Origin of the sequence: Streptomyces sp. NPDC020747 (assembly GCF_044334695.1) — a bacterium.
In the GTDB taxonomy this organism is placed as follows: domain Bacteria; phylum Actinomycetota; class Actinomycetes; order Streptomycetales; family Streptomycetaceae; genus Streptomyces.
In genome coordinates this window covers 501608-525621 of the sequence record NZ_JBIRTJ010000001.1, presented here as the reverse complement: position 1 = coordinate 525621, position 24014 = coordinate 501608, and the positions used below count along the sequence as shown (strand labels likewise).

Sequence of the window (24014 nt, the reverse complement as noted above, 5' to 3'; positions counted from 1 at the left end):
CTTCGATGATGGAACCGAGCGCTCGTCTCGTACTGCTTTCTCCCACGCGCCTTGCCGACGTACGCAGGCGGACCGGCGACTTCTCCGACCGGACCATCGTCGAGGCGTGCGCCATCGGGCTGTCGTACTGGGCCACGGGACAGAGCCCCGACGGCATCGACCTCACCCCCGGCACCCTGTTCGCCGACGTCCTCGCGTGGGTCGACAACGGCGGGGACGCGCCCGGCGCCGGGGAGCCCGGCGGCTGGGAGGCCGGTGGGGACGGCTGGAGCATCGCCGTCCCGGCGGGCGCGATGCGGTCCGACGCACAGCTCGCGCTGGACGACCTGGCCGACTTCCCGGACCGGCCCATCGGCACCATCGGCCCGTCCGGCGTGGCCGCGCGGATCGAGGCCCTGGCCGAGTGGAACGACACCGAGGCCGACCGGGTCCGCCCGACCATGGTGGAGATGTTCCGCGAGCAGGCACGCACCAGGCCGGACGCCGTTGCCGTCGTCGATGAGCACCGCTCCCTGACGTACCGTCAGGCGGCCGAGCTGTCCAGCCAGTTGGCCCACCACCTGATCGAGCGCGGACTCGCTGCCGAACAGGTCGTCGGCATCTCACTGGGCCGCTCCGCCGACATGGTGATCGGGCTGCTCGGCGTCCTCCAGGCCGGGTGCGCGTTCGTCCCGCTCGACCCGCAGTGGCCCGCCGCACGCCGAGCCGTCGTCATCGAGGACGCCCGGGTCGTGCTGCAGCTCAACGACTCCGGCGAGCAGGCCCAGGGCGAGCCCGACGCCGTGTCCGTCGACCTCGGCGACTGGAAGTTCGGCTCCCACCCCACGGACGGGACCGGGATCGCCGTCCACGGCGACGCCCTGGCGTACGTGATCTTCACGTCCGGTTCGACCGGGCGGCCCAAGGGCGCGATGATCCGTCACGAAGCCATCAGCGAACGGCTGTTGTGGCAGGTCGACGAGATCCTCGGCTTCGGCCACGACGACGCGTCGCTGTTCAAGGCGCCGTTGTCCTTCGACATCTCCATCAACGAGATCTTCCTGCCGCTGGTCAGCGGCGGCAGGCTGGTGGTCCTGCGGCCCGGCGGCGAACGCGACCCGCACCACCTGCTCAGCGTCATCGCCGAACACCGCGTCACCTTCACCTACTTGGTGTCGTCCATGCTGGACGTACTCCTGGAGATCGCCGGCGGCTCCGGAGACCTGGACAGCCTGCGGCACGTGTGGTGCGGCGGCGAGGTGCTGACCCCGGAGCTGTACGAACGGTTCCGCACCCGGCTCGACATCCCCATGTACCACGGCTACGGCCCGGCCGAGACGACGATCGGCGTCTCGCACGTCATCTACCGGGGCGAGGCGGAACGCCTGTCGACATCGATCGGCAAGGCCAACCCCAACACCCAGTTGTACGTGCTGGACGACGAACTGCGCCCGGTCCCGGTCGGAGTCGGCGGCGAACTGTACGTGGGCGGCTTCCTCCTGGGACGCGGGTACGTCAACGCGCCCGGCCTCACGGCGTCCCGGTTCGTGGCGAATCCCTTCGCCGCGGACGGGTCCCGGCTCTACCGGACCGGTGACCTCGCGAGGTTCGCCCCGGACGGATCGCTGGACTTCCTCGGCCGGGCCGACAACCAGATCAAGATCCGCGGCATGCGGCTGGAGATCGAGGACGTCGAGGTCGGCCTCGCCGAACACCCCGGCGTACGGCACACCTGCGTCGTCGCGAAGAAGAACGCGGCCGGCGGCACCTACCTCGTGGGGTACGTGATCCCGGCCGCCGGGAGCGAGACCCTGCGCGCGGACGAGGTCAAGGCGTGGGCCGCCGAGCACATGGTCGAGTACATGGTGCCCGCCCACGTCGTGGTGATGAAGGAGTTCCCGCTCACCGCGAACGGCAAGCTCGACCGGAACGCCCTCCCGGAGCCCACCATCGGGACGGGCTCGATCGTCCGGCCCACCACCGAGAACGAGCGCGCGGTCTGCGCGGCGATCGCGGCGCTGCTGCAGCTCGACGAGGTCGGTGTCGACCAGGACTTCTTCCAGCTCGGCGGCGACAGCATCCTGGCGATCTCGCTGCTGAGCGCGCTGCGCGACGCGGGTCTCTACGTCACGACACGGCAGATCTTCACCCACACCCTGGTGGGGGCACTGGCAGCGGTGGCGAGCCGTGAGGACGTCGCCACCGTCGACCACGGGGACATCGCGACCGGTGCCGTCGTGGGTTCGCCCATCGTGCAGTGGCTCGGCGAGACCACGGACGCGATCGACGGCTTCGTCCAGTCGGTCGTGCTGAACACCCCGGCGGACCTCACCGCCGACGCGCTCGACGCGATCCTCGGCGCCCTGGTCGCCCGGCACGACATGCTGCGCGCCGAGCTGGTGCACGGCGACCACTGGAGCTTCGAGATACCGGAGGCGGACCGGGCCGCCCCGGGGTGGCAGGAGAGCGACCGGCCGCTCGACGAGTGCGTTTCCCTCGCCACCGACGGACTCGACCCGTCGGGCGGCGTCATGCTCCGTGCCGTCTGGCGCCGCGAGGCACGCCAACTGGTCCTGGTCGCCCACCACGTGGTGATCGACGGTGTGTCCTGGCGCGTCCTGATGGAGGACCTGGCCACGGCATGGCGGCAGTTCTCCTCGGGCGTGCCGATCGAACTGCCCCCGGCGGGCACGTCGTTCCGGCGCTGGACGCAGTTGCTGGACCGCGCGGCGTTCGACGCGGACAGTGCCTACTTCCGGCGACCCCTGCCGGGAGCGGACCAACCGGTGGGCAGGCGCGCGCTGTCGGAGGCCGACACCGTCGCAGACGAACGGCTCCGGACCGTCTCGGTCGGCCCCGAGATCACGGCCGCGCTGCTGGGCGAGATCCCCGCGAAGTTCCACGCGGGCGTCAACGACGTACTGCTGACCGCCCTCGCCGTCACTCTCGCCCGCTGGCGCCGCGACCACGGGCAGGACCAGACGTTCGCGCACATCGAACTCGAAGGCCACGGCCGCGAAGGACAGTTCGTGGCGGGCACCGCCGGCTTCGAACCCGAACTGTCCCGGACCGTGGGCTGGTTCACCACACTGTTCCCGGTGACCGTGGACCCCGGCGCGGCGAGCGACCTCACCGCACCCGACTACCTGGCCGCCGCACTCAAGGCGGTCAAGGAGGACCTCGCCCGGGTGCCGGACAACGGCGTCTCCTACGGCGCCCTGCGCTACCTGGCCCAGAGCGAGTTCGACGCACCCGCACCGCAGATACTCTTCAACTACCTGGGCCGCTTCGACGCGGGCTCGTCCGGCGACTGGCAACTCGCGGGCACCACCGGCCAGTTGGGCGAGAAGCGCGACCCGAGGATGCGCCTGCCGCGCGCCCTGGAGTTCAACGCGATCGCCGAACCCGCCGCCTCGACCGGCGAGTACGAACTGGTCACCACCATCTCCTGGCCCGGCGGGATGTTCACCGACGAGGACATCACGACGCTCGGCGAGTACTTCCGGGTGGCCCTGGCCGGACTGGCCGCGCTCGACCAGGGCGGCCACACGCCCAGTGACTTCCCCCTGGTGCCTCTGACACAGGCCGACGTCGACGCCCTGGACGGCCCGGAGCTGCGGGACATCCTGCCGCTGACCCCGTTGCAGGAGGGCCTGTACTTCCACTCGGTCTTCGACGACGACTCGGCGGGCAGCTACGTCGAGCAGCAACTGCTCACGCTGGACGGCGAGGTGGACGCCGACCGGCTCGCGGCGGCGGCCACCCGCCTGCTCGCGCTGTACCCGAACCTGGCCGCACGGTTCGTGGCCCTCACCGACGGCCGCGTGGTCTCCGTACTGGACAGCGGTGTGGAGGCGCCCTTCACCACCCTGGACCGCCCCGGCATCACCGACGACGAGCTACGCGACCACGCGGAACGGGACCGCCGCGCCGGGTTCGACCTGGCCACCGGACCGCTGATGCGGTACACGCTCGTCCGCGCGGGCTCCGGCCGCAGCGTCCTGGTGCAGACGGTGCACCACATCATCGCCGACGGCTGGTCGGTGCCGCCGATGCTCCGCGCGCTGCTGGCCGAGTACCACGCGCCGGGGACCGTGTACGCGATCGGCGGCTTCCCCGACTACGTGCGCTGGCTCGCCGGACGCGACGACGACGAGAGCGACCGGGTCTGGCAGGAACAACTCGCCGAGCTGCCCGGCCCCTCCCTCGTCGCCGAGGGCCACACCCCCTCCGACCGGTTCGCCGACACCGCCGTGGAGCCGACGGACGACATCGACGCGGCCGTCCGGTCCGCCGGGGTGCCGCTGAGCGCGGCCGTGCACAGCGCCTGGGCGGTGACGCTGGGCGGCATCCTGCACGGCACGGACGTCGTGTTCGGCTCCACGGTGTCCGGGCGCGACGCCGAGGTGCCCGGCATCGAGAACATGGTGGGTCTGTTCATCAACACGATCCCCGTACGCGCCCGTTGGGCCGACACCACCACGGCGCGCGACCTGCTCGCCTCGGTACGGGAACACCAGAGCGCGGTGCTGCCGCACCAGCATGTCTCGCTGGCGAGGATCGGCCGCCAGGCCGGCCCCGGCTCCCTGTTCGACACCCTGGTGGTGTTCGACGTGGCGACCGACGTGGACGCGCTGCGCGGGCCCGACGACGACCTGGTCATCACCGACATCGTGAACGAGGGCGCCCCGCACTACCCGTTGACCCTGGTGGTCGAGCGCGCACTCGACGGTCGCCCCCGCTTCAACCTGATCTACGACGGCGAACTGCTGCGGGAGGCGAGCGCCCAGGCGATCCTGCGTACGTTCACCCGGACCCTCACAGGCATGCTCACCCGGCCCGACGCACTGGTCGACGACCTGGCGCCCGAGGACGGCAGGCGTCCCGCGCGCATCACTTCGACCACCCTGGGCGGACTCTTCGACGCCGCCGCGCGCCGGGACCCGGCCGCCACCGCCGTCACCCAGTGCGCTCTCGACGGCGGCACCAGGTCACTGACCTACGGCGAACTGTCGGACTCCAAGGACGAGTTGGCCTCGGTGCTGCGTGCGTCCGGCGTCGGACCGGGCAAGCGGGTCGCCGTCGCCGTCCCGCGTTCCCTCGAACAGGTCGTCGCCCTGGTCGCGATCGTCGGCGCGGGTGGCGCGTACGTGCCGCTGGACCTGGCGTACCCGGACGAACGGCTGGAGTACATCCTTGCCGACGCCGCTCCGCAGGTCGTTCTCGTGGACCGCGAGCAGCGGGAACGCTTCACGGAACTGCTGGCCCGGGCGGGCGTGTCGGCCCGTGTGCTCGTACAGGGGGAGGAGCCGCCGCAGGGAGTTGGGCAGGTGCCGGGCCCCAACGAGTCGGGTACGGCGGTCAGTTGGCGCGACCCCGCGTACGTGATCTACACGTCCGGGTCGACCGGCCGGCCCAAGGGTGTCGTCGTCCCGCACTCCAGTGTGGTGACGCTGCTCGCGAACACCCGGCCCGACATGGGCTTCGGTCCGTCCGACGTGTGGGTCCAGTTCCACTCCTTCTCCTTCGACTTCGCGGTCTGGGAGCTGTGGGGGGCGTTGGCCCATGGCGGTGAGCTCCTTGTCCCGGAGTACGGGCTGACCCGCTCCCCGGTCGACTTCCACCGGCTGGTCCGCGAGCGCGGAGTCACCGTGCTCAACCAGACCCCGTCGGCGTTCTACCAGTTCATCGAGGCCGACCGGCATGCCGGTGAGCCCGCCACCGCACTGCGCCGGATCATCTTCGGCGGCGAGGCGCTGGATCTCGGGCGGCTGCGCGGCTGGGTCGAGCGGCACGGCACCGGTTCGCCCGAGCTGGTCAACATGTACGGCATCACCGAGACCACCGTCCACGTCACCCACCGGGTGCTGACCGACGAGGACTTCGGCCTCGGCGACGACGTCAGCCCGATCGGCGGTCCGATTCCCGGCCTGGCCACCTACCTGCTCGACGACCGGCTCCGGCCGGTGCCGCCGGGCCGGGTGGGCGCCATCTACGTCGCCGGTGACCAGGTGTCCCTCGGCTACCTGGGCAGGCCGGGGCTCACCGCGGGCCGGTTCGTGGCCAACCCGTTCGCCGACGACGGCTCCCGGATGTACCACACGGGCGACCTTGCCCGCCGCACGCTCGACGGCGAGCTGGAGTTCGCGGGGCGGGCCGACGACCAGGTCCAACTCAAGGGATTCCGGATCGAGTTGGGCGAGGTGGAGTCCGCGATCAGGGAGCTCGACGGTGTGGTCGACGTGGCCGTCACCGTGGCGGACAGCGGCGACCACCTGGTCGCGCACGTGGTCGGGCCGGTGCCCGGTGACTTCACGGAGTCGCTCTCCGCGAAGCTGCCCGTGCACATGGTGCCCGGGCGGGTGCTGCCGGTCGACGCGCTGCCGTTGACGGTGAACGGCAAGCTGGACCGCAAGGCGCTGATCGAGCGGGCGGGCACGCCCCTTAGGGGCGCGGAGAACGGCGCGACCAGCCACGACGGACTTGCACTCGCTGATGTGGGTGCTGCGGCACTTCCTGCGGAGCGCTTCAGTGATGCCACGCTCACCGAACTGGTCGGAATCTTCGCGGAAGCCCTGCCCGGCTCCGCCGCGGACACCGTGGACGCCGACACCGACTTCTTCATGGCCGGAGGCGACAGCATCGTCGCCATCACCGTGATCAACCGGGCCAGGGCGCTCGGCCTGCCGATCGCGCCACGGGACGTGTTCCTGTTCAGGACACCGCGCGCGCTCGCCGAGCACGTCGGAACGCGCACACCGCAGGCCACGGCGACGGCCCCGGCACTCGCCCACCGCGAGGACGGCCCGCTGGCGCCGACGCCGATCATCCTGCGCCAGCGCGAACTGGGCGGATCGCTCGCCCGGTTCGCCCAGGCGAGGACACTCGTGGCCCCCGAGGGCACCGGTTTCGCCGATGTCGAGCGCGCCGCGAACGCCGTAGTCGAGGCTCACCCGGCCCTCCGGCTGCGGCTGCGCGCCGAGCACGGGGTGTGGGCGCTGCGCACCGAACCGGCCCGTGAGGTCACCGTCGTGGAGACGGAGGTGACCGACGCGACCACCGCGGCGAACGAGGCCGCCGGACGGCTCGACCCCGAGTCCGGGGACGTCATCGCGTTCTCGTGGCTGGCGGCGAGCCGGACCCTGGTCGTCACCGTGCACCACCTCGCCGTCGACTCGGTGTCCTGGCTGATCCTCCTCGACGACCTGGCCGCCGCCCTGAGCGGGGCGCCCCTGGCACCGCCGACCACGTCCTACGCCGAGTACGCCGAAGCACTGACGCTTCAGGCCGCCTCGGCGGTCGACGGCCTCGGGCACTGGGTCACCACGCTCCAGGCCCCCGAACTGCTGCCCGCGGTCGGGACGTTGCGCGAGTTCACGGTCGTACTCGCGCCCGACGTGAGCGACCGCGTGACACGTACCGCGCCCGCCGCGCTCGGCGTCGGTCTCACCGAGCTGCTGTGCGGCGCACTGCGCACCGCGCTGACCCGCGTCCAGCCGTCACCCACCGACCTGGCGGTCGAGCTGGAGCGGCACGGCCGGGTCCCGGCGCTCGAACACCACGACTACACCCGCACGGTCGGCTGGTTCACCTCCATCGCGCCCGTGCGGCTCACGGCACACACCGACCCCGTAGCGGCGGCGCGCGAGGTCGCCGAACGCCAGCCGGACGAGTGCGGACACGTCGCCTACGGCGGGCTCAGGTACCTCAACCCGCAGACGGCCCCGCTCCTGACCGCCCGCCCGCAGGTGCTGTTCAACTACCTCGGCCGGGGCAGCGAGTCCCAGGCGCTGCACATCACCGGCGGCGATCAGGGCAGCCCGTACGCCGTCGAGGTCAACGCCTGGACCGACGAGGCCACCGGGAGCCTGCGCGCGGAGTTCGTCCTCGCCGAGGGCGTACCGGACGAGATCACCGAGCACTGGCTCGGCGCGCTGAAGGACATCGCGGACGCCTCCGCGACGGCCGAGCGCACGGCACCGGTCACCCCGCTCCAGCGGGGCCTGTTCTTCCAGGCCCAGATGGCGGGTTCGGCCGGACACTACGTCGCGCAGAGCTGGTTCACCTTCGACCGGCGCCTGGACACCGACGCGCTGGCCGAGGCGATGGCGTACGTGATCGGCCGCCACCCGGTCGTGGGCGCCGGCTTCTCCACCGACGACGACGGAAACCCGGTCCAGGTCCTCAGGGCAGGTCGACGGGTCGACGTACATACGGTCGAGCTGGCGACGGACGCCGAGGTCGACGCCCTGCGCGCCCGGGACCGGGACACGGGATTCGACCCGGGTGAGCCGCCGCTGATCCGGCTGACCGTGGTGCGGCTGCCCGACGGCAGCGACGGCCTGCTGCTGAGCTACCACCTGCTGCTGTGGGACGGCTGGTCCCGCGAGATCATGCTGCGGGACCTGTTCGACGCCTATCAGGCCGTCGTCGCGGGCGAGCGACTGGAAGCGGCTCCGGCCACCCCGAGCTTCGAGGACTACGCCCGGGCGCTCGACGCCAAGGACCCCGCTGTAGCGGAACGCTTCTGGGCGGAGCACCTGGCGGGCATCCCGGGCCCGACGCTGCTCGCCGGACCGGCGCCGTCCCTCTCGGACGAACTGCCGCGCGCGCTAGTGCACCGGATGTCCGAGGAGCAGTCGGAACTGCTACGGGAAGCGGCCAGGACGCACGGCGTCACGCTGAACTCGGTGCTGACCGGCGCGTTCGGCCTCCTGCTCGGCGCCCACACGGGCCGCAGCGACGCCGTGTTCGGCGTGACCGTCTCCGGCAGGGAGGGCGAGGGGCTGTCCGACATCGTCGGCGTGCTCCTCAACACCGTGCCCATGTGGACGCGGGCGAGGCCGGACGACACGGTCCGGGAGTACCTGTCGGCCGTGCAGACGGCCAGGGTCGAGGCCATGGAGCACGAGCACCTCGGCCTCGGCGAGATCCAGCGGGCCAGTGGGCACGACACGCTGTTCGACAACCTGTTCGTGCTCCAGAACTTCCTGGACATGGACGCGTTCGCCTCGATGAACGCCCGGCACGGCATCACCTCGGTGAAGGCCGACGACTCCACCCACTATCCGTTCACCTGGGTCGTCACGCCCGGCGACCGGCTCACGGTCAAGCTGGAGCACCGCCACGGCGACACCGACAACGCCCGCCGTCTCCTCGACGACTACCTGCGCGTGCTCGAAGACCTGGCCCGGTCGACAGGACCCGTGGGTGCACTGCGGGGCTTGGGCGCGGAGCCCGAGCCGGGCGAGCGCACCGACGTCGGAACGGACACCGTGGTCGACCGGTTCGACCGGGCGGCGGACCGCGACCCGCAGCGGGTGGCGCTCGTCGCCCACGGCTCGACCATGACCTTCGCCCAACTGCGGGACCGCAGCCGCGCGGTGGCGGGCGTGCTCGCCCAGCGGGGCATCGGCACGGAGACGAACGTGGGTCTCGCGATCCCGCGCTCCCTCGACTCGATCGTGGCGCTGTTCGCAGTGCTGCGCGTCGGTGCCGCCTATGTGCCGCTGGAACTGGACCACCCGGACGAGCGCATCGCCGCGATCGTCGAGGACGCCCGACCGGACGTGATCCTCACCGTGAGCGCGGTCTCACCCCGGCTTACCGGCGACCTGATCGAACTCGACCAACCCCTGCCCGAGGCCGAGCCGTTCGTGACGTTCACGCCGGACGACCCGGACCGCCTGCGGCACCCCGCGTACACGATCTACACCTCCGGTTCGACCGGGAAGCCCAAGGGCGTGGTGACCGAGTACGCCGGGCTCACCAACATGCTGATCAACCATCAGCGACGTATCTTCGAACCGGTGTTGGCGGAGCACGACCACCGGGTCTTCCGGATCGCGCACACCGTGTCGTTCGCCTTCGACATGTCGTGGGAGGAGCTGCTGTGGCTCGCCGACGGGCATGAAGTGCACATCTGCGACGAGGAGTTGCGCCGCGACGCGCCCCGACTGGTCGAGTACTGCCTCGAATTCGGGATCGACGTCATCAACGTGACCCCTACCTACGCACAACAGCTGGTCGCGGAAGGGCTGTTGGACAATCCGGACCGACGGCCGGCCCTGGTGCTGCTGGGCGGCGAGGCCGTCACCCCGACGCTGTGGCAGCGGCTCGCCGAGACCGAGGGGACCGTCGGCTACAACCTGTACGGGCCCACCGAGTACACGATCAACACCCTCGGCGTCGGCACCTTCGAGTGCCAGGACCCGGTGGTGGGTGTGGCGATCGACAACACCGACGTGTACGTACTGGATCCGTGGCTGCGCCCGCTTCCGGACGGGGTTCCCGGTGAGCTGTACGTGTCGGGCATCGGCATCGCGCGCGGCTATCTCGGGCAGCCCGCCCAGACCGCGCACCGCTTCGTCGCCTGCCCGTTCGGCGAACCCGGCGAGCGCATGTACCGCACCGGGGACCTGGTGGTCCGGCGGCCCGACGGCAATCTGATGTACCTGGGCCGCACCGACCAGCAGGTCAAGATCCGCGGACACCGGGTCGAACTGGGCGAGGTCGAGGCACTGTTCGCGGCCCACCCGGCGGTGCGGTTCGTCGCCGCGGTCGCCCAGCCCGACCCGCAGGTCGACGGGGCGTACCGGCTGGCCGCCTACCTGGTGCTCGACGGCTCCGACCTGGCGGCGGTCGCCGCCGAAGTGGGCGCCGGGCTCCCGGACTTCCTGCGCCCGACGCACTACGCCGAGGTCGACAGCATCCCGTTGACGGTGAACGGGAAGGCTGACACCAAGGCGTTGCCGGAGGCCAAGCCGCTGGGCGCGCTGACCACGGCGGGGGAGCGCGGACCGGAGACCGAGACCGAGACCACGGTGTGCGAGTTCTTCGCCGAGGCACTGGACCTGGACGACGACGAGGTGAGCGCGGTGAGCGACTTCGTGTCCCTCGGAGGGCACTCCATGCTGGCGGTGCGGCTGATCGGGCTGCTCCGCCGGGAGTACGGTCCTGTGATCACCATTCGAGACCTGTTGACCCTGCGAACCCCGGAAGCGATTGCCCACCATCTCGATGACAACTCCTGACACGCAGCGGCCCCGCCCGGGGTCCGACATCCTCCGTACCGCTCTGCGTCGCAACGTCGGCGCCATGGTCTGGGGCACCGTCCTCATGGGCCTGTACCAGGCGGGTGAGACGGCCTTTCCCATCGCGCTCGGCCTGATCGTCGAACACACGATGCAGGGCGACCGGACCCTGGGCGCGCTCGGCCTGTCGATCGGCGCGCTGGCCGTGATCATCACGACCGTGTCGCTGTCGTGGCGGTTCGGGATGCGCGTCCTGCAGAAGGCCAACACGACCGAGGCACACCGCTGGCGGGTGCGGGTCGCGGCCTGCGGACTCCAGCCGGTGGCCAGGGACGTCGACCTCAAGTCCGGCGAGATCCTGACCATCGCCACCGAGGACGCCGACCAGACCGCCGACATCATCGAGGTGGTCCCGCTGCTGATCAGCTCGCTGGTCGCGGTGGTGGTCGCGGCGGTCGCACTGGGCCTGGCCGACATCCGGCTCGGTCTGCTGGTGATCGTGGGAACCGTCGCGATCCTGTCCGTCCTGAGCGTGATGTCCAAGCGGATCGGCGCCAGTACCCAGGAACAGCAGGCCCGGGTCGCGCGCGCCGGTGCCAAGGTCGCCGACCTGATCATCGGCCTCCGCCCGCTGCACGGCTTCGGCGGCAACCACGCCGCGTTCCGGTCCTACCGGAAGGTCAGCACGGAGGCCAAGCACCAGGCGATCACCGTCGCCAAGGTGAACGGCGTCTACGCGGGCACCGCGCTGGCCCTCAACGCGGTCCTGGCCGCCGCCGTGACCCTGACGGCCGGCTGGCTCGCGTTCGACGGCAGCATCACCATCGGGGAACTCGTCATGGCCGTGGGCCTGGCGCAGTTCATCATGGAACCGCTCAAACTGTTCTCGGAGATGCCGAAGTACGTGATGATCGCGCGCGCCTCCGCCGAGCGGATGGCGCTGGTGCTGACCGCGCCGCCGGTGACGACACCGGGCCCGGAGCGCCCGGCCGCGGGCGAATCCCTGGAGATCGACTGCGTCCGGTACGGGACCCTGCGCGAGCTGAAGTTCAGGGTGCCGGCCGGCGAGTTCGTGGCGATCGCCGTCTACCAGCCGCGCTCGGCGGCCGACCTCGCGTCGGTCCTGGCCGTGAACGTACCGCCCGAGGCGTACGAGGGAGTGGTGCGGGTCGGCGGGCAGGAGCTCGCGGACCTGTCGGTCGAGGCGGTGCGCGAGCACATGCTGGTGAACCCGTACGACGGGGAGATCTTCGCGGGCACCCTCCGTACGAACATCGACCCGTCGGGCACCAGCCGGACGGTCCCCGAGGCCGTCGAGGCGTCCCTGCTGACCGATGTCGTCGCCCTGCACCGCGAAGGACTCGACCACGGCGTCCGCGACCGCGGCGCGAACCTGTCGGGCGGGCAGCGCCAACGGCTGTCCCTGGCCCGCGCGTTGGCCGCAGACACCGACGTGCTCGTCCTGCACGACCCGACGACGGCCGTCGACGCGGTCACCGAACAGCTCATCGCCCGCAACATCGCGAAACTGCGCCGGGGCCGCACCACCGTCGTACTCACCAGCAGCCCGGCCCTCCTGGACGCCGCCGACCGCGTCCTCGTACTGGACGACGGCGTCATCACAGCAGAGGACACCCACCGCAACCTCCTCGCCAAGGACGAGGCCTACTGCTCGGCGGTGGCCCGGTAACTTTCTGACAGGGCTGTGGCTTTCAAGGGGCGCGGGGAACGGCACGGTCTGTTAGGGGCGCGGGGAACTGCGCGGCCAGCCCTCACCGACCCCGCAGACATCACCCTGTTCCAAGCGGAGCGCTCACGCGAGGGCCCAGGCCACATCCCTCAACAGGGCCTCCCGCCACCCCACCCGGTCATGGCCGGAGGCCGCCCGCGAGACGCGCACAGCCGCACCGGCCTCCGCGGTCAAGACTTCAACCAACTCACAGTGCGGCAACATCCGCGTCTCATGCTCCCCCACATCGAACGCGACCCGCAGCCCAGACAGTTCGGGCCCCCGGTCCCGCAACAGCTCAGCGATGGACCCACCGAGCGGCCCGCCGAACGGATCCGCCAGACTCATCGCGTCGGGCGTCCACCAGAACGACCCCGACTGGCAGGCCACGCGGGACACCAGGTCCGGGAACTCCAGCGCCGCGTACACCGCGCTCAGCCCGCCGAGGCTCTGCCCGGCGACCACCAGCCGGTCCGGGTCGGAGGGGACGTCGGACTCCGCCACCAGCGGCAGCAGTTCGTCCCGGACCGCCTCCCAGAGTTCGGGCTTGCACGTGAACTCGGCCTCCCGGTCCTTGCTCGGAAGGAATACGAGGGTGACGGGGGGCATCTCACCACTGGCGACGGCCGATTCGAAGGCGGTCATGGCCGGGTGCAGGTACAGCCAGTCGTCCCCGTCGAGCAGCAGGACCACCGGTCCGCCGCCGCCCACCGGATGGACCCGTACGGTCCGCCGCCCGCCGAGCCGTTCGCTGGTCCAGCGGAGCCGGGTGAGCGGGAGGGGCAGTACGACATCGGCGCCGATGACGGGCCAGTGCGGCTGGGCCGGGGCGTCCGGGGTCGCCGCGATGGACCGGTCGCCGCCCGCGCCGACCGGGTTGAACGGGTCGGCGTACGTCTCGTCGCCCGAGAGGAACCGGTAGGTCACCCGCAGCCGCGAGGGCATGGGCACCTTCGCGTGCCAGCAGTCCGTGGCGCCCCACCGGCGCAGGGGGACCGGCTCCGACCAGCTCTCGAACTCGATGCTCGCCGGAGAGCCGCGCCACAGGAACAAGGTCACCCAACCGCCGCCGTCGGCAGGTACGGACGCGGGTGTCCCCGCCGCCGCCCAGAACTCGTCGGTGCCAGGTTCGCCGGGGAGTCCGAACGCGACGAAGGCGTTCTCCCTGTCGGCCGCGAGGGCGGGAACGGCATCGGTCATGGCCGGACCCCTTCGATCGCCAGGCGCATGAACGTCTCCTTGTGAGAGGGAAGGGGCAAAGGCTAAGCTCGCTTCTAATTAGGCGAGCCTAACCTAATCATGGCATTCCTCTCCATCCCCGATTCCAGCCCGACTCCCTCTCCGACTCCTCCCCGATGCGCTTCCTGAAAGGGCCACCGAACATGAGCACCAACCCTTTCGACGACACCGAAGGCCGCTTCCTGGTCCTGGTGAACGACGAGGGCCAGCACTCGCTCTGGCCGTCCTTCGCCGAGGTGCCCGGGGGGTGGACGGTCGCCTTCGACGAGAACACCCGAGACGCGTGCCTGGACTTCATCGAGGCGCACTGGACCGATCTGCGCCCCCGGTCCCTCGCGACGGCCAGGGACGTGTGACCCCGCCGACCACTCCGGGGGGACACCGCTGATGCTCTGCACCAGACTGACGAACGCCCGCTTCCTCACCATGGATCCGGACCGTCCCGTCGCCCACGACCTGGGCATCTGGCGGGGCCGGATCGTGGGCCTGGACGAAGCCGCGACCTCCCTGCCGGCCCGTGAGGTGATCGACCTCCAGGGCGCCACCGTGCTGCCCGGGTTCATCGACAGCCATGTGCACCTGGCCTGGACCGGGTTCAAGGCGGGCACACCGAGCGTCGCCCCGTGCGCCTCGGTCGCGGACGTGCTCGCCGCCGTGGCCGAGGTGGTGGCACGTACGCCGGAAGGGGGCTGGGCGGACCTCGCGGGGTACGACCAGCGCGGCCTCGGACGCCATCTGACCGCCGCCGAGTTGGACAAGGTCAGCGCCGGGCGAAAAGTCTTCATGATGCACGACTCCGGACACGGCTGCATGGTCAACACGGCCGTCCTGGACGTGCTGCCCGCCGAACTCCCCCAGGGGGAGGGCTTCCTGGCCGAGGGCGCGATGGGAGCCGCCCGGGCGCTTCGACTGCCGTACTCCCAGCAGGAGTTGGCCGACGCGATCGGGCTCGCGGCCAGGACCTGTCTGGCCGAGGGAGTGACGGCCTGCGCGGAGGCGGGCATCGGCGGCGTGCTGTTCGGCCACAGTCCCGTCGAGCTGGGCGCCTACCAACTCGCCCTGGAGCAGGGCAAGTTGCCGCTCAGGGCGCAGCTCATGGTGTCCGCGGACCGGCTGCGCCCCGTCACGGCGCACGAGGACGACGGCATACCCCGAGCCCTCGACCTCGGTCTGCGCACCGGGTTCGGCGACGACCGGCTCTCCGTGGGCGCGCTGAAGATCTACACCGACGGCGGCATGATGGCCCGTACCGCCGCACTGACCGGCCCGTATCAAGGGCTGGACCACGCGGGCCAGTTGCAGGACGACCCCGAGACCCTCGCGGACACGATCGTCGCCGGTCATCTGGCGGGCTGGCAGCTCGCCGTGCACGCCATCGGCGACCGGGCGGCCGATGTCGCCCTGGACGCGCTGGAGCGGGCGCAGCGGATCCGGCCGCGCCCGGGCGCCCGGCACCGTATCGAGCACGCGGGCCTGATCCGGCCCGACCAGCTGGAGCGCTTCGCGCGGCTGGGCGTGACGGCCGTGGTCCAGCCGAACTTCCTGCGCTACTTCGGCGACGACTACGCGGCGATCATGGGCGAGGAGCGGGCGCCCTGGCTGTACCGGGGGAGGGGCTTCCTGGAGCACGGGATCACCCTCGTGGGCAGCTCCGACCGGCCCGTCGCGGACGGCTCGCCGCTCAGAGCCGTGCAGTTCATGGTCGAGCGCGCGTCCGAGTCGGGTCAGGTCATCGGCCCGGACGAGGGCATCACGGTCGACGAGGCCCTGCGCGCGTACACCGTGGCCGGCGCCTTCGCCTGCCATTGGGAGGACAGCGCGGGAAGCCTGACCCCGGGCAAACGCGCCGACCTGGTCGTCCTGGGCGACGACCCGAGGAGTGTCGACGTCTCGCGCATCGGCGACATCGAGGTGGTCGCGACGTTCGTCGACGGCCGTGAGACCGAGGAGGCCTCGTCGTGAGCACGCGGACGGACAACGGCAACACCCGGTACGCGCACCTGTGGCAGGGCTCGACCTACCCGCACCGGTGGGTGCTCTGGGACACCGCCGGCGACACCCTGGTGTTCGACCGGGACGCCAACGGCCTGGTGGACATCGACGACGAGGGAGTCCGGCAGGAGGTCGTACGCAGGATGCGCGAGGCGGGCGTACCGGAGGGCGACGACTATCCGGGACGTCCGTGCTCGTGAACGACCCGCGTCGGCGAAGGTGAGAGCGAGGGCGAACGCGAGGGCGAAGGCATCACATGCTCCGTGCCGCGGCGTCACATGCTCTGCGCCGCCCTGCCGTGCAGGAGTTGGCGGATCAGCTGGTCGGTGGTGCACACGACGCTGGTGCGTCCGATCCACCGCAGTGCCATGGAGTGGTCCTCGGCGGAGAAGTCGGCCACCGCGTCGGCCACGACGAACGGCTGGATGTCGTGCATGAAGGCGTCCGCGGCCGTCAGCAATATGCCGAGATGTGCCCGCACCCCGCAGAGGATCAGCTGGTCGCGCCCCTCGGAGCGCAGCAGCCGGCCCAGATGACTGCGGAGGAAGGCGTTGTGGCGGACGTTGACCAGCAGGTGTTCCCCCACCCTGGGCTTGAGTTCCGCGACGATCGCCGCGTCGTCGCCGGGTTCCTGACCGATGCCGGGGCCCCAGATGTCGGTCATCAGTCCCCGCTGGCCCGGGCGTTGGGCGGCCGGCTCGGCGCTGAACACCACCGGCATGCCGAGCGTCCCCGCGAGCTCGCGCAGGGTGGCGCTGTTGTCGAGCAGCTCCACGACGGGCGAGCAGTCCGGCGGGAAGGCCTGGACGAAGTGGTTCTGCATGTCGTGGATCAACAGCGCGGCCCGTGCCGGATCGATCGTCCAGGGCGGGCCCGACGGGGGGACCGCGGAACGGTCGGGCATGGGATAGGAGTTGATGACCGGCAAGCCCATGGGCGGACTCCTCCCTGATGGCGTGTGCGCCGAGCCCGATTGAGAGAAGTTAGCTTAGCCTAAGCTAACTTGATGAGTGGTGGATCGTCAGGTGGCCGGTTCGGCCGAGTCACCAGGAGTTCGAGGAGCGAGGACCATGGCGAGCAGGACGTACCGGGACGCCTGGGGCATCCCGCATCTCCGTGCCCCCGATCCGCTGCAACTGGCCTTCGCCCAGGGGGAGAACGCGGCGCGCGACCGGGCCTGGCAGATCGAGACCGAAAGGCATCGCTCGCAGGGCACCACGGCCTCCTTCCTCGGGGCTACCGCCGTCCCCTGGGACCGCTTCGTCCGCCGGGCCCGGCTCGACGACACGGCCCGGCGCTGCTTCGGGACGCTGGAGGAGGAGACGGCGGCCTGGGTGTCGGCGTACGTCGACGGGGTGAACGCCGGCCTTGAGCGGGGAGCGGCCGACGCGCCGGAGTTCGCGGCCACGGGACTGGCCTCGGGAACCTGGCGGAAGTGGACACCCCTCGGCGTCTGGCTCGCCCACCACATCCTCTTCGCCGGCTTCCCGACCAAGCTGTGGCGCGAGGAGGTCGCGCGCCGGCTCGGCGACGAGGCCCTCGAACTCTTCGCCGCGGACGGCCCCGCCACCTCGGGCTCCAACGGCTGGATGGTCGCGGGCGACCGCACCGCGTCCGGGGCCCCGCTCATCGCCGGTGACCCCCACCGCTTCATCCAGGACCCGGGCTTCTACCAGCAGATACACCTCTCGTGCCCGGAGTACGACGTCGTCGGCTTCGCCGTCCCCGGGGTGCCCGGCATCGCGCACTTCGGCCACACCGGGACCGTGGCGTGGGCCATCACCAACGCCATGTCCGACTACCACGACCTCTACCGGGAGCGCCTGCGCACATCGGTCGACGGCATCGAGGCGCTGGGGCCCGAGGGATGGCGGCCGGCCGCCCACCACCGGGAGACCATCCGGGTCGCGGGCGGCGACCCGGTCGAGATCGACGTGATCGAGACGGAGCGCGGGCCGGTCGTCATCGACGTACCCGCCGAGGGGGCCGAGGGTGAGTCGGGACCGGCTGAGGGGACCGAGGGCGAGTCGGGCCTTGCCGATGGGGCCGACGGCGACTCGGGACCCACCGTGCTCTGCGAAGGCATCAGCCTGCGCTACCCGCCCCGCGTCACAGAGGACCTGGGGTTCGACGCGCTCCCGGCACTCCTCCGGGCCCGTACGGTCGTGGACGTGGACCGGGCGCTCGACCGCTGGATCGAGCCGGTGAACGTCGTGCACGCCGCGGACACGTCCGGCGGGCTGCTGCACCGGGTGGCCGGACACGTGCCCGTACGTCACCGGGAGAACGGGCTGCGGATCGTGCCCGGTCGGCGGAGCGGGCGCGAGTGGCAGGGCCGTCATGACACACCTCGCGCCGAGGTGGAAGGCATCGCGGTGATGGCCAACGAGCGTGGCCTCGCCGCGCCGTTGGGCACGGAGTTCGCCCCGCCGTACCGCGCCGACCGCATCGACGGCCTGCTGCGCGCGTCGCGCCAGTGGGAGCCTCACGACATGGTGGCCATCCACATGGACACCCAACTCACGGCAGCCGCACCCCTGTTGGAGCGAGTGGCACGGCTCGACGGACTCGGCCCCGAGGCGGAGGCGCTGAGGGCGCGACTGCTGGCCTGGAACCGGCACATGGACGCCGACAGCACCGCCGCCGGGGACTACGCCCGGCTGCGTTCCGCGGTCGTGCAACGGGTCGCGGCGGCCCCCGAGTTGAAGAGTCTCGCCGTGCCGCCCCTGTCGTACCCCGCGGTGTTCGAACCATGGCTGAACCTCACCGCGAAGGTCGCCTTCGCGCTGGAGAACCTGCTGGCCACCGAGCTGCTCCCGGGGCTGGACAGTGCGGCGGTCGTGCGGGCGGCTCTGGAGGAGACGGCACGCCTGGAGCCCGTCATCTGGGGCGAACTGCACCGGCTCGCCCCCTCTCGGGTCCTCCCCGCCGCCGAGGGCGAGGAATGGCCCGGCCTCGCCGGGGACCACGACTGCGTGCTGGCCACGTCGAGCACGCCGGGCGTGACCGATCTCAGCTCCCGCGGGCCGTCCGCCCGGTACGTCTGGGACCTCGCCCGCCGCGAGAACAGCCTCTGGGCCGTGCCGCTGGGCGCGCGCGGCATCCCCGGAGACCCGCACCGGCGGGACCAGCTTCCACTGTGGCTGAGCGGTCAACTCGCCCCTGTCATCACCGATTTCGCGCTCCTCGTCGAGGAGCCGGAGCACGGTTCCCGAGACATCGGAATCTGATCGTCCGTTCTTCATGCGGATGAATGAAAGGCGAAGGCCCCTGGTTTTTCGCTCTCCCCGCCCGGACAGACCGGGATCATGGGTCACGGGAATTGGGCGGAGACTTCGGGTGTGTCCGGGTTCGGCGACGGGGAACTCCAGGAATCCCAGGAGGAATTACGAAGGGCGTTGTCCTGGGAGGTGATCGCCGGCCACCGGGAGCGGCTGATGAGACTCGTCCGCCGGCGGCTTCCGAACGCGCAGGACGCACAGGACGCGGAGGACTGCGTACAGGAGGCGATGCTGAGGGCCGCCGCCTGCGGCGATCTGGACCCGGAGCGGATCGGCCCCTTTCTGACCTCGGTGGCCCTGCGCCTCTGCGCCGACAACCACCGCGAACAGGAGCGCAGCAGACGGCTGTTGCCCCACACCGCCGATGTCCGTACGCCCGAGACCCCGGACGAGGATGTATGCGACAGGGACTTCGGCCGCTGGCTGCTCCGCCAGGTGCACCTCCTGCGGGGCCGGGAGCGGCAGGTCGTGCTCGCTCGCGCCCATGGGATCTCCACTCTGGAATTCGCCCGCATCCACCAGATCTCGGTCAAGGCGGCCGAGGGCGCCTTCACTCGCGGTCGTGCGCGGCTTCGGCTGATCTGCGCCAGGTCCATGGACGGTGCCGTGGCGTAGTCGGCGTACGCCGATTTCGAGCAACGCTCCCCATTTCTCCGGCTGCGCTGTTCAATGAGTGTGAACGTATCCGCGGAAGGAGCCGTCCGTGTCCCCTGTGGTCGTGCCGCCCGTCGGCGCGCGCATCCGGCAGGCGCGTACGGCGCGGGGGATGAGCCTGCGCGGCCTCGCGCGGGAGATCGGGGTCTCCGCGAGCCTGATCTCCCAGATCGAGACCGGCAAGAGCCAGCCCTCGGTGAGCACCCTGTACGCGATCACCACCGCGCTCTCCATCCCGGTCGAGTCGCTCTTCGACGCGGAGGGGGAGAGCGCCCGAACCCCGGCGACCGCGGTCGTGGGCGTGCCCCCCGACACCGTGCTGCGCGCTCTCGCCGCCTTCGCCGCCGACCCCGGCCGCAGGATCGGACCGCTGGTCGGAAGCGGTGAGCGGGAGATGCTGGAGCTCGATTCGGGAGTAACATGGGAACGTCTCGGTCACGTTCCGGGAGCGGACGTCGACTTCCTGCGCGTGACCTACCGGCCCGGCGGGACCTCCTCCAGCGCGGGAGGCCTCATGCGGCACCCCGGGACGGAGTACGGCTATCTGACCTCCGGCGAACTGGTCCTCACGCTCGGTTTCGAGGAGCACGTGATCCGGCCCGGCGACGCCGTCTGCTTCGAGTCGACGACCCCGCACCGCTACCGCAACGACGGCAGTGAACCCGCTGTCGGCGTCTGGTTCGTGTTCAGTATGGGTTGACACTTCGCTCGGACGGTCGTTCACTCCGAATGAGGGTGGTGGTCGTCATGGCAATCCGCACATTCGGACCGAACGCCGTCGACTGGGAACAGCGCATCGACCTCGACCGGCTGCGCACACAGCGGCTGGCCCGGCTCCACGAGGCACTGAACCGCTCCGAGCTGGGAGCGCTGCTCAGCTTCGACTTCGCCAACATCCGTTACATGTCGTCCACCCACATCGGCACCTGGGCGATGGACAAACTGATCCGCTTCGCGCTGCTCGTCCGCGGCGGCGAACCGATCGTCTGGGACTTCGGCTCGGCCGCCCGCCACCATCAGCTCTACAACCCCTGGCTCGACTACAGCGACGGCAAGGAAGGCCCGCCCACCGGCGCCCGCGCCGGCATCTCCACCCTCCGCGGCGCCTTCCACCCGGACGCCGGCATCGGCGCGGACGTCGCGGCGAAAGTGGCCGCCGAACTGCGCGAACACGGCCTGGCGGGCGAGCCGTTGGGCGTTGACCTCGCCGAGATGCCCGTCCTGCACGCCCTCAAGGAACAGGGCATCGACGTCGTCGACGGCCAGCAGGTCTTCCTGGAGGCCCGCCGCGTCAAGACACCCGACGAGATCTCCCTCCTCACCCAGGCCTGCTCGATGGTCGACGCCGCCTACGAGGAGCTGTACGCCCACCTGCGACCCGGCATCCGTGAGAACGAGTGCGTCGGACTCGTCAGCAAGGTCCTCTACGACCTCGGCAGCGAGTACGTCGAAGGCGTCAACGCCATCTCGGGCGAGCGCTGTTCACCGCATCCGCACGTCTACAGCGACCGGCTGATCCGCCCCGGCGACCCCGCCTTCTTCGACATCCTGCACAGCCACCTCGGCTACCGCACCTGCTACTACCGCACGTTCGCCGTCGGCAGCGCCTCGCCCGCCCAGCGCGACGCCTACATTCGCTGCCGCGCCTACATGGACGAGGCCATCTCTCTGGTCCGCCCCGGCGCCACGACCGCCGACATCGTCCAAGTCTGGCCACGCGCCGAGGAGTTCGGCTTCCCGGACGAGACGGCCGCCTTCGCCCTCCAGTACGGGCACGGGGTGGGCCTGTCCATCTGGGAGAAGCCGATCTTCAGCCGTCTCGTCTCGCTCGACCATCCCGAAGTCCTCGAAGAGGGCATGGTGTTCGCCCTGGAGACCTACTGGCCGGCGGCGGACGGCTGGTCGGCCGCGCGCATCGAGGAGGAACTCGTCGTCACGGCCGACGGGTGCGAGGTGATCACGAAGTTCCCCGCCGAGGAACTCCTCGTCGCCGGCCGCAAGTACTGGACCGTCGGCGGCGAACTCAACACCCGGCGCGAGGCCCAGTCCCACCTCAACACCCGCGAGGGCAGGGGGGAACGATGACGGACGCCCCCCGGCCGGGTTCCTCGCTGCCGGAAGCCCCTCAGCGGGATAACCCTGGCCCGGACACGGCCCAACTCCTCGCGCTGTACGAGCAGATGGCCGTCATCCGGCGTACGGAGCAGGCCGCCCACGACCTGTTCATGTCCGGCCTCGTCAAGGGAACCACCCACCTCGCCGCCGGACACGAGGCCATCGCCGTCGGCGCGAGCGCGGCCCTGCGCGACGACGACTACGTCTTCGCCACCTACCGCGGCCACCACCACGCGCTGGCCCGCGGCGCGACCCCCGAGGAGTGCCTCGCCGAACTGATGAGCCGCGCCACCGGACTGTGCGGGGCCAAGGGCGGCTCGATGCACCTGACCAAGGCATCGCGGAACATGCTCGGTTCGTACGCGATCGTCGGCGCCCATCTCCCGATGGCGGTCGGCGCCGCCTGGTCGGCCCGGCTGCGCGGCACCGAACAGCTCGCCGTGGCCTTCTTCGGCGACGGCGCGACCAACATCGGCGCGTTCCACGAGGCGCTCAACCTCGCCGCAGTGTGGAAACTGCCCGTGCTGTTCGTCTGCGAGAACAACCTCTACATGGAGTACACCCCGATCGCCGACGTGACCGCGGTGGCCAACCCCGCCGCCGACCGGGCGTCCGCCTACGGCATCCCCGGCGAGATCGTCGACGGCAACGACGTGGTCGCCGTCCAGGAGGCGGTGGCCCGGCTCGCGGGCCGGGCCCGGGCAGGAGACGGGCCCAGCCTGCTGGAGGCGCAGACCTACCGGCACTTCGGCCACAGCCGCGCCGACCCGGCGACGTACCGCCCCGCGGAGGAGGTCGAGCGCTGGCTCAAGCACGACCCGCTGGACGTGGCACGCGGCCGCCTCGCCGAACTCGGGGTGTCGGCCGGCACCGTCACCGAGGCCGACGAGCGCGCAACCAGCCTCGTACAGGCGGCGGTTGAGGCCGCCAAGAACGCGCCCGCACCCGATCCCCGGGAAGCGCTGACCGACGTGTGGGCCGACGGAGGTGCGGCGTGGCGGACGTGATCACCTACCGGCAGGCGGTCGCCGAGGGCATCGCGCGGGAGATGCGGCGTGATCCGACGGTGGTGTGCCTGGGCGAGGACATCGGCGCGGCGGGCGGAGTGTTCAAGACGACCGCCGGTCTGCACGAGGAGTTCGGGTCCGGGCGGGTGTGGGACACGCCGATCTCCGAACAGGCCATCGTCGGGGCCGCGATGGGCGCCGCGATGACCGGGATGCGACCCGTCGCCGAGATCATGTTCTCCGATTTCCTCGCCTGTTGCTGGGACTACCTCGCCAACGAGATACCCAAGGTGCGGTACATGACGGGCGGTCAGGTCACCGTGCCGCTCGTGGTGCGTACGGCCAACGGCGGCGGGCTCGGCTTCGGCGCGCAGCACTCGCAGGCCACCGAGAACTGGGCGCTGACGATCCCCGGACTGAAGATCGCGGCACCGGCCACCCCCGCCGACGTGGTCGGCATGATGGCGGCCGCCATCCGCAGCGACGACCCCGTGGTCTTCTTCGAGCACAAGGGCCTGCTCGCGGCCAAGGGTGCGCCCGCACCGCCGGACCACGTCGTCGAGCTGGGGCGCGCGGCCGTCGTGCGCGAGGGCGCCGACATCACGCTCGTGGCCCTCGCCTCGATGGTGCCGGTGGCGCTCACCGCCGCCGAACGGCTGGCCGAGGAGGGCATCGAGGCGGAGGTGATCGACCTGCGCTGCCTGGTGCCGCTCGACACCCGGACCGTACTCGGCTCGCTCGCGAAGACCTCACGGCTCGTGACCGTCGAGGAGAACCCGTACCAGGGCGGCTGGGGCGGCACGCTCGTGTCGGTCGTCGCCGACGAGGGATTCGGCCTCCTCGACGCGCCCGTGCGCCGGGTCGCCGCCGAATGCGTGCCCCTGCCCTTCGCGGACGCGCTCGAAGAGCAGGTGATCCCCACCGTCGACAAGGTCGTGACCAAGGTCCGCGACCTCACCGCGTACTGAACTCGGCAAGGAGAGAG

At 71.1% G+C, this 24014-nt stretch carries 13 protein-coding genes; 11 read left to right on the top strand and 2 right to left on the bottom strand.

Annotated features, from left to right (window positions below; translation table 11 throughout):
• The first annotated feature begins 5 nt into the window (after positions 1–5).
• Entirely contained in the window at positions 6–11012 is an 11007-nt protein-coding gene (locus ACH4YP_RS02120) for an amino acid adenylation domain-containing protein (RefSeq protein ID WP_398488914.1), read from the top strand.
• Entirely contained in the window at positions 10999–12702 is a 1704-nt protein-coding gene (locus ACH4YP_RS02115) for an ABC transporter ATP-binding protein (protein ID WP_398488912.1), read from the top strand. The genes ACH4YP_RS02120 and ACH4YP_RS02115 overlap by 14 nt, the downstream gene beginning before the upstream one ends.
• A gap of 123 nt (positions 12703–12825) precedes the next feature.
• On the opposite strand, the gene ACH4YP_RS02110 is transcribed toward ACH4YP_RS02115, so the two are convergent.
• Positions 12826–13941: an alpha/beta hydrolase-fold protein gene (locus ACH4YP_RS02110; RefSeq protein WP_398488911.1), complete on the bottom strand. Its 1116-nt coding sequence runs from the start codon at positions 13939–13941 to the stop codon at positions 12826–12828.
• A gap of 182 nt (positions 13942–14123) precedes the next feature.
• On the opposite strand from ACH4YP_RS02110, the gene ACH4YP_RS02105 reads away from it, so the two are divergent.
• The 3 genes from ACH4YP_RS02105 to ACH4YP_RS02095 are packed head-to-tail and all read left to right on the top strand — an operon-like array spanning position 14124 to position 16172.
• Positions 14124–14336: an MbtH family protein gene (locus ACH4YP_RS02105; RefSeq protein WP_361051190.1), complete on the top strand. Its 213-nt coding sequence runs from the start codon at positions 14124–14126 to the stop codon at positions 14334–14336.
• A 31-nt stretch (positions 14337–14367) separates the two neighbouring features.
• Complete coding sequence (locus ACH4YP_RS02100; RefSeq protein WP_398488910.1) at positions 14368–15942, top strand: amidohydrolase; 1575 nt, start codon at positions 14368–14370, stop codon at positions 15940–15942.
• A complete protein-coding gene (locus ACH4YP_RS02095) occupies positions 15939–16172 on the top strand; it encodes a hypothetical protein (protein WP_398488909.1) in 234 nt (77 codons plus the stop codon). Before ACH4YP_RS02100 ends, ACH4YP_RS02095 begins: the two co-directional genes overlap by 4 nt.
• Positions 16173–16246: 74 nt before the next feature.
• Here the strand turns inward: ACH4YP_RS02095 and ACH4YP_RS02090 are convergent, their stop codons facing one another.
• Entirely contained in the window at positions 16247–16906 is a 660-nt protein-coding gene (locus tag ACH4YP_RS02090) for an isochorismatase family protein (protein ID WP_361051199.1), read from the bottom strand.
• Positions 16907–17042: 136 nt separating this feature from the next.
• On the opposite strand from ACH4YP_RS02090, the gene ACH4YP_RS02085 reads away from it, so the two are divergent.
• From ACH4YP_RS02085 to ACH4YP_RS02060, 6 genes are all read left to right on the top strand, one after another.
• Complete coding sequence (locus ACH4YP_RS02085) at positions 17043–19202, top strand: penicillin acylase family protein (RefSeq protein WP_398488908.1); 2160 nt, start codon at positions 17043–17045, stop codon at positions 19200–19202.
• A gap of 111 nt (positions 19203–19313) precedes the next feature.
• Positions 19314–19868, top strand: a complete 555-nt coding sequence (locus ACH4YP_RS02080; RefSeq protein WP_361051205.1) for a sigma-70 family RNA polymerase sigma factor — start codon at positions 19314–19316, stop codon at positions 19866–19868.
• An 88-nt stretch (positions 19869–19956) separates the two neighbouring features.
• Positions 19957–20607, top strand: a complete 651-nt coding sequence (locus ACH4YP_RS02075; RefSeq protein WP_361051208.1) for a cupin domain-containing protein — start codon at positions 19957–19959, stop codon at positions 20605–20607.
• Positions 20608–20654: 47 nt separating this feature from the next.
• Positions 20655–21992, top strand: a complete 1338-nt coding sequence (locus ACH4YP_RS02070) for a Xaa-Pro peptidase family protein (RefSeq protein ID WP_361051211.1) — start codon at positions 20655–20657, stop codon at positions 21990–21992.
• 95 nt (positions 21993–22087) lie between these two features.
• Complete coding sequence (locus tag ACH4YP_RS02065; RefSeq protein ID WP_398489447.1) at positions 22088–23029, top strand: thiamine pyrophosphate-dependent dehydrogenase E1 component subunit alpha; 942 nt, start codon at positions 22088–22090, stop codon at positions 23027–23029.
• Positions 23017–23997, top strand: coding sequence for an alpha-ketoacid dehydrogenase subunit beta (locus ACH4YP_RS02060; protein WP_398488905.1), 981 nt, complete (start codon positions 23017–23019; stop codon positions 23995–23997). Before ACH4YP_RS02065 ends, ACH4YP_RS02060 begins: the two co-directional genes overlap by 13 nt.
• Positions 23998–24014 lie beyond the last annotated feature (17 nt).